Origin of the sequence: Sphingomonas sp. IBVSS2 (assembly GCF_002127225.1) — a bacterium.
Classification (GTDB): Bacteria; Pseudomonadota; Alphaproteobacteria; order Sphingomonadales; family Sphingomonadaceae; genus Sphingomonas.
Genome location: NZ_NFUR01000002.1, coordinates 584,153 through 597,620, shown reverse-complemented (window position 1 = coordinate 597,620; position 13,468 = coordinate 584,153). Strand labels below are relative to the sequence as shown.

Annotated in this window: 14 protein-coding genes and 1 tRNA gene; 4 read left to right on the top strand and 11 right to left on the bottom strand. The window is 65.3% G+C overall.

From position 1 onward, the window contains the following. Positions 1–3 precede the first annotated feature (3 nt). Both CAP40_RS08860 and CAP40_RS08855 read right to left on the bottom strand, forming a co-directional pair. Entirely contained in the window at positions 4–2,604 is a 2,601-nt protein-coding gene (locus CAP40_RS08860; RefSeq protein WP_179188002.1) for a TonB-dependent receptor, read from the bottom strand. Between the two features lie 320 nt (positions 2,605–2,924). Then, positions 2,925–3,851, bottom strand: a complete 927-nt coding sequence (locus tag CAP40_RS08855; protein WP_086129005.1) for a glycosyltransferase family 2 protein — start codon at positions 3,849–3,851, stop codon at positions 2,925–2,927. A gap of 94 nt (positions 3,852–3,945) precedes the next feature. Here CAP40_RS08855 and CAP40_RS08850 point away from each other — a divergent pair, with 94 nt between their 5' ends. Beyond that, positions 3,946–4,533 (top strand): DUF4328 domain-containing protein, encoded by a 588-nt coding sequence (locus CAP40_RS08850; protein ID WP_179188000.1) that lies wholly within the window; start codon positions 3,946–3,948, stop codon positions 4,531–4,533. A 69-nt stretch (positions 4,534–4,602) separates the two neighbouring features. Here the strand turns inward: CAP40_RS08850 and tig are convergent, their stop codons facing one another. The 3 genes from tig to CAP40_RS20150 all read right to left on the bottom strand — a co-directional run bounded on the left by tig (position 4,603) and on the right by CAP40_RS20150 (position 6,764). Further along, positions 4,603–6,201, bottom strand: coding sequence for a trigger factor (gene tig, locus CAP40_RS08845; protein ID WP_086129003.1), 1,599 nt, complete (start codon positions 6,199–6,201; stop codon positions 4,603–4,605). A gap of 73 nt (positions 6,202–6,274) precedes the next feature. Then, a tRNA-Leu gene (locus CAP40_RS08840) sits at positions 6,275–6,359 on the bottom strand. A gap of 66 nt (positions 6,360–6,425) precedes the next feature. After that, positions 6,426–6,764: a hypothetical protein gene (locus CAP40_RS20150; protein ID WP_144034290.1), complete on the bottom strand. Its 339-nt coding sequence runs from the start codon at positions 6,762–6,764 to the stop codon at positions 6,426–6,428. An 85-nt stretch (positions 6,765–6,849) separates the two neighbouring features. Here CAP40_RS20150 and CAP40_RS08835 point away from each other — a divergent pair, with 85 nt between their 5' ends. Next, positions 6,850–7,569, top strand: coding sequence for a Crp/Fnr family transcriptional regulator (locus CAP40_RS08835; RefSeq protein WP_086129002.1), 720 nt, complete (start codon positions 6,850–6,852; stop codon positions 7,567–7,569). Positions 7,570–7,578: 9 nt separating this feature from the next. Here CAP40_RS08835 and CAP40_RS08830 read toward each other — a convergent pair whose 3' ends face one another. Together CAP40_RS08830 and CAP40_RS08825 are read right to left on the bottom strand one after the other, a co-directional pair. After that, positions 7,579–8,205 (bottom strand): peptidylprolyl isomerase, encoded by a 627-nt coding sequence (locus CAP40_RS08830; RefSeq protein WP_086129001.1) that lies wholly within the window; start codon positions 8,203–8,205, stop codon positions 7,579–7,581. A 1-nt stretch (position 8,206) separates the two neighbouring features. Then, positions 8,207–8,524 (bottom strand): metalloregulator ArsR/SmtB family transcription factor, encoded by a 318-nt coding sequence (locus CAP40_RS08825; RefSeq protein ID WP_086129000.1) that lies wholly within the window; start codon positions 8,522–8,524, stop codon positions 8,207–8,209. An 85-nt stretch (positions 8,525–8,609) separates the two neighbouring features. Here CAP40_RS08825 and CAP40_RS08820 point away from each other — a divergent pair, with 85 nt between their 5' ends. Continuing rightward, positions 8,610–9,524, top strand: coding sequence for an acyl-CoA desaturase (locus CAP40_RS08820; RefSeq protein ID WP_086128999.1), 915 nt, complete (start codon positions 8,610–8,612; stop codon positions 9,522–9,524). Beyond that, complete coding sequence (locus tag CAP40_RS08815; RefSeq protein ID WP_144034288.1) at positions 9,517–10,065, top strand: hypothetical protein; 549 nt, start codon at positions 9,517–9,519, stop codon at positions 10,063–10,065. Before CAP40_RS08820 ends, CAP40_RS08815 begins: the two co-directional genes overlap by 8 nt. Here CAP40_RS08815 and gatB read toward each other — a convergent pair. The 4 genes from gatB to gatC are packed head-to-tail and all read right to left on the bottom strand — an operon-like array spanning position 10,031 to position 13,442. Further along, positions 10,031–11,536 carry an Asp-tRNA(Asn)/Glu-tRNA(Gln) amidotransferase subunit GatB gene (gene gatB / locus CAP40_RS08810; RefSeq protein ID WP_086128997.1) on the bottom strand — a complete coding sequence of 502 codons (1,506 nt, stop codon included), beginning with the start codon at positions 11,534–11,536 and terminating at the stop codon, positions 10,031–10,033. The two genes, CAP40_RS08815 and gatB, sit on opposite strands and share 35 nt — an antisense overlap. Then, positions 11,529–11,672, bottom strand: a complete 144-nt coding sequence (locus CAP40_RS20425) for a hypothetical protein (RefSeq protein WP_179187998.1) — start codon at positions 11,670–11,672, stop codon at positions 11,529–11,531. The genes gatB and CAP40_RS20425 overlap by 8 nt, the downstream gene beginning before the upstream one ends. A gap of 1 nt (position 11,673) precedes the next feature. After that, positions 11,674–13,158 (bottom strand): Asp-tRNA(Asn)/Glu-tRNA(Gln) amidotransferase subunit GatA, encoded by a 1,485-nt coding sequence (gatA, locus tag CAP40_RS08805; RefSeq protein WP_086128996.1) that lies wholly within the window; start codon positions 13,156–13,158, stop codon positions 11,674–11,676. Further along, positions 13,155–13,442, bottom strand: a complete 288-nt coding sequence (gatC, locus tag CAP40_RS08800) for an Asp-tRNA(Asn)/Glu-tRNA(Gln) amidotransferase subunit GatC (protein ID WP_086128995.1) — start codon at positions 13,440–13,442, stop codon at positions 13,155–13,157. Before gatC ends, gatA begins: the two co-directional genes overlap by 4 nt. Between the last annotated feature and the right edge of the window lie 26 nt (positions 13,443–13,468).

Below are 13,468 nucleotides of genomic sequence, written 5' to 3'. Positions count from 1 at the left end.
GGATCAGAACTTGACGCTGGCTTCCGCGCCGAAGGTGCGCGGCGGGTTGAAATTGGCATAGTCGCCCAGGATGCCGCCATAGTTGGTCGAGACCAGGGTCGAGCCATTATAGTTGTACACCGGCGACGAGTTCGCATTCGACCGGCGATAGATATAGGTGTTGTCGAACAGGTTGCGCGCCCAAAGCGACAGGGTCACCTGCGCGCTGTCGTTCATCTTGATGTCCGCCAGCGCGATGCGGCCGTTCACGACGAAGCTCGGATCGGTCTTGGTCGGCTCGAGCTGGAAGCTGTACTGGCTGCTGGCATAGTTGGCATCGAGGTGCAGGCGCAGATTGGCGCCGTTCGCGATGGTGAGCGGCAGCACATAGTCGATCGCGCCCGACGCCGCGTTCTTCGGCGTGTAGACGATGTAGAGCTGCTGCGGCAGGCCGCCGGTGAGCGGGTTCACTGCCGAAGGCGCCTTCCAATAGGTATAGGCATAGGAAGCCGACAGCGTTAGCCCGGCCATCGGCTTCACCGTCAGATCGGCTTCGATGCCGCGGATCTTGGTGTTGCCGGCATTCTGGGTCTGTTCGATGTGCGCGCCGTTGGTCGGGTTGGGAACCGCGGTGCCGTTGGGCAGCGTGATGGTCGCGGCAGTGTCGAACAGGTCGAAGTCGAACTGCGTGTTGCTGCGGTCCATGATGTAGCCGGCGATATTGAAGCGAGCATGATGGTCGAAGAAGTCCATCTTCGCGCCGATCTCGTACGACTTCACCGATTCCGGACCGAAGGCGTTGAAGCTCTGCGAACGGTCATTGGCGCCGCCGGCGCGGAAGCCGGTCGAATATTTGGCGTAGAGATGGACGTCCTGAGTCGCATCGTACGAGATGTTGAACATCGGATCGAAGCGGCTGATGCTGTTCTCGAAGGTGAAGCCCTGCACCGCGTTGTTCACCACATAGAGCGCGCCGCGGCGCTTGTCCTTGGTGAAGCGGCCGCCGGCGGTGAAGTGCAGCCCGGTGCCTTCCGGCGAGAAGGTCAGGTTGCCGAACGCCGAGTAATTATGGTCCCAGGCCTTGCTGGCGCGGGTGATGAACTGGCAGCTGTTGGTGAACTGCGGAACGGTCGCGGCCAGGGTGTTGTTGCACGACGGCGCATAGGGCTGGTAGCCCGAATTGGCCGAGCTGATGTTCCCCGTCACCGAGCTGTCGATGATCGGGCTGCGGATGGTGTAGGCCGTGCCGGCGGCGTTCCACTGGTTGCTGAGCGGCGTCGCGGCATATTCGGTCGCGTGCTCGGTGAAATAATAGGCGCCGAGGACGAAATCGAACTGGTCGAAGCTACCGACCGCCTGGAATTCCTGGCTGAACTGGTGCTGCTTCAGGAACGAGAGGCTGTAGCGGCTGAAATTGGCGTTCGGCGCATAGGTGCTGCGCTCCGGACCGCCCGAATTGTCCCATTGATCGGTGCTGACGCCGCGCCAGGCGGTGATCGAGCGCAGCTCGAGGCCCGGGGCGACCTTGTACTTCAGGTTCGAAGTGAAGCCGTGCGTGATGTCGACGCTCGGCTGCTGCGGCACGCCGACATCGGCGACCTTCTGGCGCCCCGGGTGCACCCCGACCGCGGGCGCGAGCGGCGCGACGCAGGGGAGACGGCCGGCCGCGGCCTGGGCCACGGTGATGGTGCCGCCGCAGGCGGTGGCGGTGCCCGGCAGATACAGGGTGGTGCCGAGCGCGCCACCCGCCGGCGTATAGCTGCCGACGGTGTAGTTGTTCGGATTATAGTTGATCAGCTGGCTGAACTGCGGGGTGTTGTCGTCCTTCGCATAGTCATAGGAGAAGTCCGCGGTCAGGCCGTCGAACGGCGTCCAGCGCGCAGCGGCGCGGCCGCCCTTGCGGTCGTAATAGTTCCAGCCGACCGAGCCCGCGAGCGGGTCCTTCACCGTCGCATCCTGGTGCTGGTACACGCCGTCGAACTTCAGCGCGATGTTGAAGAACGCCGGCAGGTCGAGATGGATGTCCGCGTTGCGGCTGCCATAATTGCCGATACCGGCAGTCATGCGCGCGCCGAACTCGCCGGTGGGCGCCTTGGTGACCATCGAGAGCGCGCCGCCTTCGGTGTTGCGGCCGAACAGCGTGCCCTGCGGGCCCTTCAGCACTTCGATGCGCTCGATATCGAACAGCGCGGCGTTGAGGCCCTGGGTCTTACCGAGCGCGACGCCATCGATATAGACGCTGACGCCGCCGTCGCGGGCCGTCTGGTTCTGGTCGTAGGGGACGATGCCGCGGATGCCGATGGTCAGCGCCGACTGGCGCGCCTCGAACGTGGCGACGCGCAGCGACGGCACCGTGCCGTCGGCCAGGTTGAACAGGCTCTGGACGTGGCGATCCTGCAGCGCCTCGGTGCTGAGCACCGAAATCGAGATCGGCGTTTGCTGCAGGTTGGTCTCGCGGCGCTGCGCCGTGACGATGATCTCGCCTAGGCCGCCCTGGTCATTGCTATCGGCCTGGGCGGACGTCGTCGTCGCCGTCTGGTCCTGCGCCAGCGCGGGCATTGCGGACAGCGCGAACAAGGTCGCACCCGCGAGCAGCGACAGACGGAAGCGGGAAACATTCTGCATATGGGTAACCCCCTTCAGGTTTATTCCTGATCGAGGCGCCCCTACGCATTGCAGTTGGCATTATTGTTACATTGACAGCAGTATATAAGTAATGCTCTTTTCATTTTCGTTTCATTTAACGAAAATCAAACAATAAATTCAGTAAAATCTACAATAAATTCAATAATAATATCTACGCAGCAGGCGGCGATGGCCGAAGTTTCTTTTCCGATCAGGCGAATATTTGGAAATGTGCCCCATGGAAAACCAATCCGATAAGGAACAACCTTATCGGGTCAAATATTCAAAAAATCCTGCAAGCCTCGACTCGCCGAGAACGCCTATTTGAGCGGCCCAGGTTGCGCCAGATAGGCGAGCCGCCGCACCTCGCGCCGTCCACGCACCACCGTATCGAGGATCAGCCCGGTGAACAGGTTCAGGAAGGAGAGGATCATCAATCCCGTGGCCAGGATCGCCGTGGGGAAACGCGGCACGAGGCCGGTCTCGAACCAGGTGACGGCGAGCGGGATGCTGAGCCCCACCGCCAGCGCAGCGAACACGGTGGCGATCCAGCCGAAGAACAGCATCGGCCGCTCGATCCGGTACAGCACCGCGATCGTCTTCAGGATACGCCAGCCGTCGCGATAGGTGCTGAGCTTGGACTCCGATCCCTCGGGCCTGGCGAAGTAGCGCGTCTCCATCTCGCCCACGGGCATCTTCAGCTCCAGCGCATGGACGCTGATCTCGGTCTCGATCTCGAAACCGGCGGAAAGCACCGGGAAGCTCTTCACGAAGCGGCGCGAGAAGACGCGATAGCCCGAGAAGATGTCCGTGAAGCTGCGGCCGAACAGCTTGGCGAGGATGCCGGTCATCATCCGGTTGCCGAGCACATGCCCGCGGCGATAGGCCTCGGCCGCCTCGTGCACGCGGGTGCCGACGATCATGTCGAGCCCCTCCTCCGCCACCCGCGCCACCATGGCGGGGGCCGCGGCCGGATCATAGGTCGCATCGCCGTCCGCCATCACATAGATGTCGGCCTCGACATCGGCGAACATCCGGCGGACGACATTGCCCTTGCCCTGCATCCGCTCGCTGCGGACCACGGCCCCGGCCGCTCGCGCGACTTCGATCGTCCGGTCGCGGCTGTTGTTGTCATAGACGTAGATGGCCGCATCCGGCAGCACCTTGCGGAACCCCTCGATCGTCTGCGCGATCGCGGCTTCTTCATTGTAGCAGGGCAGGATCACGGCGACGGTCGGCTTGCTCATGCGCCCAGCCATAGGGCGGAAATGGTTACCGTTCGACAATTTTGTCCTTGCAACGGCCGCATCCGCTGACAGCCTCTCCCCAACAGGGGGAAATATGGAAATCCGCAGTCTCAAGCCTTTGATGATGCTCGTCATCATCCTGGTGGTGATCAATGCGCTCCGCACGCCCGCGATCCTGGCGCTGGTAGAACTGGCGCCCGCCTTCTTCAACGCCAACATCACGCCGATAGCGAACGACGTCGACCTCGCTGCCCGACTGTTCAAGATCGTGACGATGATCGTGTTCTCGGTGTGGATCTACCAAGCGGGTCGCAACCTGATCGCACTCGGCTACGAAGATCTGTCCTTCACTCCAGGCGCCCGCATCTGGTGGTTCGCGATCCCCTTTGCCAATCTGGTCCAACCCTATCTCGGCATGCGCGAGTTGTGGAACGCCAGTCAGGGCAACGACCAGTATGACGATACCGTGCCGCTCGTCGCCATCTGGTGGGGACTGTGGCTCGCCCACGGCTTCATGGGCATCATCCTGCAATTCTTCGTCGGCGCGGATGCACTGACAAGCCTATGGCTCCAGTCCGCGCTCGACTTCGGCCTAGCCGGCGTCGCCATTCAACTCCTGCGCGGCATCACCAACGCGCAATCGCGCCTGCGTGGCCCCGAACTCAGCCAGGTCTTCGCCTGATCCCGAAAGCAAAGGCCCCCGCTCCGCCGGGGAGCGAGGGCCTTGCATTCCTCACGAAGGAAAAGAGCCTCAGTCGGCCTTCTTCTTCGCCGGCGCTTTCTTGGCGGGCTTGGCCTCGGCCTCACCCTCGGCGTCGTCCGCCTTCTTCGCAGCAGCCTTCTTGGCGGCCGGTTTCTTGGCGGGCTCGGCCTCGGCTTCCGCCGGCTCGGCCTCGGCCTTCTTCGCCTTGGCGGCGGGCTTCTTCTCGGCCTTGGCCTCACCCTCGCCGGCTTCCGCCTTCTTCGACTTGCGCGGCTTGTGGTTGTCGTGGTCGTGCGTGTGCGTGCCGGTGTCGAAGCCGTCATCGCTCTCGATCGCGGCTTCCAGCTCTTCGCGAGTCACTTCGCGGTCCGAGATGTCGGCCTTGTCGAACAGGAAGTCGACCACCTTGTCCTCGAACAGCGGCGCGCGCAGCTGGGCGGCGGCCATCGGCTCGTTGCGGACATACTGGTAGAAGCGCTCGCGATCGTTCGGCGAATATTGCGCCGCCGCCTGGGTGATCAGCTGGTTCATCTCGTTCGGCGTGACCTCGACGCCGTTGGCGGTGCCGATCTCCGAGAGCAGCAGGCCCAGGCGCACACGGCGCTCGGCGATCTTCACATAGTCGGCGCGCTCGGCCTCGAGCTCGGCCTTGGCCGCCTCGGGGTCCGCTTCATGCTCGGCCTCGTGCTGGAGCTGGTGCCAGATCTGGTCGAACTCGGCATCGACCATCGAAGGCGGCACTTCGAAATCATGGCCGGCGGCGAGCTGATCGAGCAGCTTGCGCTTCATATAGGTGCGGGTCAGGCCGTTCAGCTGCTGCTCGAGCTGGCCCTTGAGCAGGCCGGTGAGCTGCTCGAGGCTCTGCAGGCCCAGCGTCTTGGCGAAATCATCGTCGATCACGGTCTCGCCCGCGGTCTTCACCGCGGTGATCTTGAGCGCGAACTGCGCCGGCTTGCCGGCCAGGTCGGGCACGCCGTAATCGGCCGGGAAGGCGACGTCGATCGTCTTCTCGTCGCCGGTCTTCACGCCGACGAGCTGGTCCTCGAAGCCCGGGATCAGGCGGCCGGTGCCGATCTCGACCGACATGTCGGTGCCGGTGCCGCCGTCAAAGGCGACGCCGTCGACGGTGCCGGCGAAGTCCATGGTCACCTGGTCGCCCTCGGCGGCCTTGTGCTTGGCCGGCGCATCGTTCCAGGCCTTTTGCTGGCCGGCGAGCTGCTTGAGCTGGACGTTCAGTTCGTCGTCGCTCACCGGCACGGTCAGGCGCTCGAGCTTCAGGCCGTCGATCGCGGGAGTCGGGACGTCCGGCAGGACTTCCAGCTCGACCTTGATCTCGGCATCGCCGCCGGGCGCATATTCGCCTTCCAGGCTCACCGACGGCGACACGGCCGGGCGCAGCTTGTGATCGGCGATCAGCTTCTGCACGCCTTCCTGGATCGAGCTGTTGAGCGCGTCCTGCGCGATCGCCTCGCCATGCATCTTGCGGATCAGGTTGGTCGGCACCTTGCCCGGGCGGAAGCCCGGCATGCGGACCTGCGGGGCAACCCGCTTGACCTCGGCATCGACCTTCTTGTCGATGTCCTTGGCAGTGATCTTGAGCGTGTAGGCGCGCTTCAGGCCCTCGTTCAACGTCTCGACAGTCTGCATTTTTCTCAGGCTTCCAAACTTCAAGAAAAGGAATTGGCAGGCGTCCGGTGACGCGGGAAACGAGCGGCGATGCTGGTGCGGGCGAAGGGACTCGAACCCCCACACCTTTCGATACCAGAACCTAAATCTGGCGCGTCTACCAGTTCCGCCACGCCCGCACAGGGCACCGCCGGTCGGCGGGCTCTATAACAGTCGGGGCCTTCATCGCAAGGGCGCAGGCAACTTCATCGCGACACGAAGCGTTGGTCTACCGAAACAAGGAGACCGTTCGTGCCCGTTGCGCCGCCCGTCCAGCCCACCGTGCCGCCTGCCGAGCAGCCTCCGGCGCCGCATCCGGGCCAGCCGACGAGTCCGCCGCCTGAACTCGATCCGCCGGCGCCGGACATCGACGTGCCCGCGCCGCAACCGGCCACGCCGGCGGTGCCCGCGCCCGGCCAGCCGATTGCCCGACAGGGAGAGAGAGGATGAACGACAATGATCGTGAAGACCAGCGTTCCGATCGCCCACGGATCGCCGAAACCCGCGCCGATGCCGTCAAACGGGGCGAAGCCGGCGGCAGTCATGCGCCGCCAGGGCCCCTAGCGGTATCGAGCCCTACCGGCGACGTGCGGCACCAGGATTTGGATCAGCAGTAAACCCCGGCCATCCATGATCGACAAACATTTGAAAAGGCTCCGGCTGCGCTGCGAAATCAGCGTTCCGGAGGAGGAAGCGCTGCGTGCAGCGGTGCAGGGCCCGTTCGTCCATGCGGCGGAGCAGGTGATCGTGCGCCGCGGCGAGCGGCTGAACAGCGCGATCCTGCTGCTCGACGGCCTGCTCGCGCGCTACAAGGACCTCAGCAACGGCCAGCGGCAGATCACGCACCTGCACGTGCCCGGCGATTTCGCCGACCTGCACGGCTACACGCTGGGTTATCTCGATCACAATGTGATCACCCTCACCCCCTGCCGGATCGCCCGTGCGCCGCATGCCAGGGTGACGGAGATCACCGGCCGCTTCCCGAACCTTACCCGCGCCTTCTGGTTCTCGACCAATCTCGACGCGAGCATCCACCGCGAGTGGGAAGTGTCGCTCGGCCGGCGCAACGCCATCGAGCGCGCCGCGCACCTGCTCTGCGAGCTGCAATCGCGGCTGCTCGCCGTCGGCGCGGCGGAAGGCAATGGCTTCGGCCTGCCGATCACGCAGAACCAGTTCGCCGAATGCCTCGGCCTCACCGGGGTGCATGTGAACCGCGTGCTGCGCGAGCTGCGCGAGGCAGGCCTGGCCGATTTTCGCGGCGGCCGGGTGACGATCCACGACCGGCCGGGGCTGGAATCGCTTGCCGAGTTCGACCCGCTCTACCTGTATCTCGACCGGCCGGCGAACTAGGACCCGTCTCTAGTTCGCCACCCGTCGCGCCGTCAGGATCTTCACCGGCGCCGCTGGAATCTCGCCCTTGAAATAGCCCCCCAGCGTGGCCGTGGGCGAGTTGGGGGCGTCGAAGATCTTGAGCACCACGTCCTTGCCGTCGACGACATGGGCAAAGGCCGCATAGCCGAGATTGTCGCCCGGCTTGCTCGGATCGGCGTCGAACGAAGGCTGGTCGCCCAGCAGGATGGTGAAGTCCCCGGCGGCGGTGCCGGGCGCGCGGCGCGGAGTCGAAAGCGTGAAATCCGTGTGCTTGATGCCGGTGAGCGTGGTCGGCTCATGCTTGATCGGCGGCAGCACCTTGCCCCGCGCATTGTTCACGCCGAACTGCACGAAGCCGAAATGGTCCTGCACCTTCACCACCCGGTAGAAGGGGGCGCCGTCGAGCCGCTTCTGATCGACATAGCGCAGGAAGTTGCTGCCGCTGATCGGCGCGTGGACGGTGTCGACCTCGACGACGACCGTGCCCGCGGCGGTGGTGAGTGCAACGCGCGGCAGCGCCGCCGCGGGTCTCGGCGCGGGCGCCGGAGCCGGCGCGGTCTGCGCAAGGACGGGCAGGGCGAGCAGGCTCAGCAGGCAAGCGGCGATCCAGCGCATCCTATTCCTTCTCCTCCGAACCCTCTCCCCGCGCCGCGCTCTCCCGCTTCAGCGGGCGCGACACCGGGCAGACTTCCTGCACATAGTCGTTCAGCACATTGGCCAGATGCTCGCGCACCAGCCGGTAATGGACATATTGTCCGCGCTTCTCGCTGGTGACCAGCCCCGCATTCTCCAGCACCGCGAGATGCTGCGACACCGCCGGCTTGGATATCTCGAACCGCGCCGCGATCTCGCCGGCGGTCAGTTCGGCATGGGCCAGATAGGCCAGGATCTTGCGGCGCACGGTGGACGACAGGGCTTCGAAGACGCGTTGCATGAAAAGGTATTTAAGAAATTTCTTCATTGCCTGCCAGCCCAAAGGAAGCAATAAAGTAATTGCTTAAATACCTATGAGTCGCGCCATGACGGATCCGCATGCAGTGAACCATCTCGTCGAGACGCCGGGGGCCGATCCCGTGAAGGGGCGCGTGCGCTGGGCGCCGGTCCAGTCGCTGTGGAACGGCGGCATGGCGGCGGCGACGCTCCTCCTCGCGCCCCTCACCTTCTCGCCCGCCGCGCTGGCGGTGTTCATCGGCACCACCGGCGCCACGCTGCTGCTCGGCCATTCGGTCGGCTATCACCGGCGGCTGATCCACAAGAGCTTCGGCTGCCCGACCTGGCTGGAGCGCCTGCTCGTCTGGTTCGGCGCGCTGGTCGGCATGAGCGGCCCCTTCGCGATCATCCGCACGCACGATCTGCGCGACTGGGCGCAGCGCCGTGCCGATTGCCACCCCTATCTCAGCCACGCCAACCGCCCGGCAACCGATGCCTGGTGGCAGCTCCATTGCCGCCTGGAGCTCGATTCGCCGCCGCGCTTCGACCTGGGCCGTATCGGCCGCGATCCCTTCTATCGCTTCCTGGAAGCCAGCTGGATGGCGCAGCAACTGCCGGTCGCGGCCTTGCTCTATGGGGCGGGCGGCTGGAGTTTCGTGGTGTGGGGCGTCTGCGCCCGCGTCTTCGTGTGCGTGCACGGCCATTGGCTGGTCGGCCATCTGGCCCATAATCGCGGGCCGCAGAGCTGGATAGTCGCGGATGCCGGCGTCCAGGCGCACGACGTGCCCTGGGCGGGGCTGATCACCATGGGCGAGGCCTGGCACAACAACCACCACGCCTTCCCCGGCTCGGCGAAGATCGGGCTCTATCCCGGCCAGAGCGATCTGGGCTACGCTTTCATCCGCCTGCTGGAGCGCGCCGGCCTGGCCTGGGACGTGCGGACGCCCGAATTCTCGCCCGAACGCAACCACAAGCTGCTGCGCCGGGAGAGGCCGCATGCGTAACGTCATGTCGCTCTTCCTGGCGTGCACCGCCTGCGGCACTGCGCCCCAGCCCGAAAGCAGGCGCACCGTCGCGGCATTCGAGGTCCCGCTGCACGATGCCGCCGAACGAGATGCATTCCTGGCGCTGCTGCGCCACGAGGCCGAGGCAAGCGGGTTTCACCTCGACGCCGCCACGCCGGAAGAGCTTCGCATCCTGTCCGAAATATCCCCGATCACCCTGAATGCGACGATCTGGCGAGGAAAGGCGGACAACGAGATCGTTGCCTCAGCCATGGACTATCGCGACAATCTCGGCCGCATCTGGATCAGCTTCGCCAAAGGCGAAGACCCGGAACGTTTCGCCCGGTTCCGACAGCACCTGATGCGAAGCGTGGCTCGGCGTTGGCCGGGAACGCTATCGCTGCCGATCATGCCGACGGGAGCGATCCCGCTTCCCGCCGACCTGATCCGCACGCCGTCGGGCTATGTGGTCAATCCCGCCGAGAGGGCGAGATACGACCTCCCATCTAACCGGCCAGCGCCTTCTTCAGCAGTTCGTTGACCACCGCCGGATTGGCCTTGCCGCCCATCGCCTTCATCGTCTGGCCGACGAAGAAGCCGAACAGGGCCTCCTTGCCGCCGCGATACTGCTCGAGCTGGCCGGGGTTCTTCGCGAGCACTTCGGCGATCACCGCCTCGATCGCGCCGGTGTCGCTGGTCTGCTTGAGCCCGCGCTCCTCGACGATCCTGCCCGCCGGCTCGCCCGTCTCCAGCATGATCTCGAACACCTGCTTGGCGAGCGGCCCGGAAAGCGTGCCGTCCGCGGCGAGCGCGAGCAGCTCGGCGCCCTGTTCGGGGCTGACCGGGCTCGCGTCCAGGTCCTTGCCGAGCCGGTTGAGCGCACCGTAAAGGTCCGAGAGCAGCCAGTTGGCCGCGGCACGGGCGACTTCGTTCTCGCCCTTCTTCTGCACCCGCACGCTCTCGGCGAGCAGCGCCTCGAACCAGCGCGCAGTGTCCGCATCGGCAGTCAGCGTCGCGGCATTATAGGCGCTCAGCCCCAGCGCCTGCTCGTAGCGACGGCGCTTGGCGTCGGGCAGTTCGGGCAGGCTGGCGCGGCATTCCTCCAGGAACGCATCGTCCAGCTCGAGCGGCAGCAGGTCGGGATCGGGGAAATAGCGATAGTCGTGCGCATCTTCCTTCGAGCGCATCGAACGGGTCTCGCCGCGATCGGGATCGAACAGCCGGGTCTCCTGGACGATCCGGCCGCCGCTCTCCAGCACTTCGACCTGGCGGCGCGCCTCGACTTCCACCGTCTGCATGACGAAGCGGACCGAGTTGACGTTCTTGGTCTCGGTGCGCGTGCCGAACTCGGCGCCCGGCTTGCGGACGCTGACGTTCACATCGGCGCGCATCGAGCCCTGGTCCATGTTGCCGTCGCACGAGCCTACATAGCGCAGGATCGCGCGCAGCTTGCTCAGATACGCCCCGGCTTCCTGCGGCGAGCGAATGTCGGGCTTGGACACGATCTCCATCAGCGCCACGCCGGCACGGTTGAGATCGACATAGGAGCGCGACGGATGCTGGTCGTGCATCAGCTTGCCGGCGTCCTGCTCGACATGGATGCGCTCGATGCCGATCGTCTTGACCGCGGCCTCGGGATCCTTGTCGTCCAGGCTGATCTCGATCTGCCCCTCGCCCACCAGCGGATGGAAGAGCTGGCTGATCTGATAGCCCTGCGGCAGATCGGCGTAGAAATAGTTCTTGCGGTCGAAGCGCGACCATTTGTTGATCACCGCCCCGATCGCCATGCCGGTGCGCACCGCCTGGCGGATACACTCCCTGTTCGGCATGGGCAGCATGCCCGGCATCGCCGCGTCGATCAGGCTCACCTGGCTGTTCGGCTCCGCACCAAACGTGGTCGCCGCGCCCGAGAAGAGCTTGGCGTTGGAAGTGACCTGCGCATGGACTTCGAGGCCGATCACGACCTCCCATTCGCCGGTTTCGCCCTGGATGCGGTATGTGGACTCAGTCATTCCGTGTCTTTCCAGACGGAGCGTTTCTCAACTGCTCCTTTTCGCGTTCCTTGCGCATGCGCCGACGCTCCAGCACAGGCGCGGCAAACTCGATCACCCTACCCATCAATTCGGCCAGGGGATCGAGCGCGCTCATTTCACCACCATTGCTCCGGCCGCGCCGCGAATCCCGCGCGCTGCTCGATCGCCAGGCCCGCATTCAGCACGCCCTGCTCGTCGAGCGGACGCCCGATGACCTGCAGCCCGAGTGGCAGGCCACCGGCGTCCAGCCCCGCGGGTACGCTCATCGCCGGCAGGCCGGCCAGGCTCGAAGGCACGGTGAAGACGTCGTTCAGATACATCGCCAGCGGGTCGTCCGACTTTTCCCCAAGCGCGAAGGCCGAGCTCGGCGCCGTCGGCGTCAACAGCAGGTCGCACATCGAGAAGACATTCTCGAAGTCGCGCGCGATCAGGCTGCGCACCTTCGATGCCTGGGTGAAATAGGCGTCGTAGAAGCCCGCGGAGAGCACATAGGTGCCGATCAGAATGCGCCGCTTCACTTCGTCGCCGAAGCCGGCCGCACGGGTCGCCGCGTACATTTCCTGCAGGTTCTGGCCCTCGGCCAGTTCGCGCAGGCCATAGCGCACGCCGTCATAGCGGGCGAGATTCGACGAAGCCTCGGCCGGCGCGATGATGTAATAGGCCGGCAGCGCATATTTGGTGTGGGGCAGCGACACCTCCACCACCTCGGCGCCGGCATCCTTCACCCAGGCGATGCCCGCTTCCCACAGCTTGGCGATCTCGGTGGGGATGCCGTCGATGAGATATTCGGCCGGGATACCGATCCTCTTGCCGGTCAGGTCGCCCGAAAGCGCCTCTTCCCATCTCGGCACCGGCAGGTTGAGCGAAGTCGAGTCCTTGGGATCGAAGCCCGCCATGTTCTCGAGCAGGATCGCGCAGTCGCGCACGTCGCGCGCCATCGGCCCGGCCTGATCGAGGCTGGAGGCGAAGGCGACCACACCGTAGCGCGAGCAGCGGCCATAAGTGGGCTTGATGCCGGCGATGCCGGTGAAGGCGGCAGGCTGGCGGATCGAGCCGCCGGTATCGGTGCCGGTCGCGCCGGGCACGAGCCGGGCGGAGATCGCCGCCGAGCTGCCACCCGAGGAACCGCCGGGAGCCAGCGGGGCATTGTCGCCGCCGCCGCGCCGCCAGGGCGAGATCACGTTGCCGAAATAGCTCGTCTCGTTCGACGAACCCATGGCGAACTGGTCCATGTTGAGCTTGCCGAGCATGCCGGCGCCCGCGTCCCACAATTTCTGCGAGACCGTCGACTCATAGACCGGTTCGAAGCCTTCCAGGATGTGGCTGGCGGCCGTGGTCTGCACGCCCTTGGTCGCGAACAGGTCCTTCATGCCCAGCGGCACACCGGAAAGCGGCTTGAGCGGTTCGCCCCTGGCGATCGCATCGTCGGCGGCCTTGGCGGCAGCCAGCGCGTGCTCGGGCGTCTCGACGATGAAGGCATTGAGCGCCTTGCCCTTGCTCACCTTGACGATGAACGCATCGGCGACTTCGCGTGCCGAGAACTTGCCGGTGCGAATGCCGTCGCGAAGGCTCGCGACGCCCAGATCGGTGATGTCGCTCATTCGACCACCTTCGGCACGGTGAAGAAGCCATGCTCGCCCTGCGGCGCGTTCCGGAGCACGGCCTCGCGCTGGTTGCCCTCGGTCACCACATCCTCGCGGAGGCGCAGCGTATTGGGGATGACGGCGGTCATCGGCTCGACCGACGAAGTGTCGACCTCGCCGAGCTGCTCGATCCAGCCCAGGATATTGTTGAGCTCGGGCGCAAGGCGCTCGGCATCGGCATCGCTGATCGCGATGCGTGCGAGGCTCGCCACCTTCTTCACGGTTGCGGTATCGACGGACATGGGAGGCGCCTAACAGCCGCGCCTCC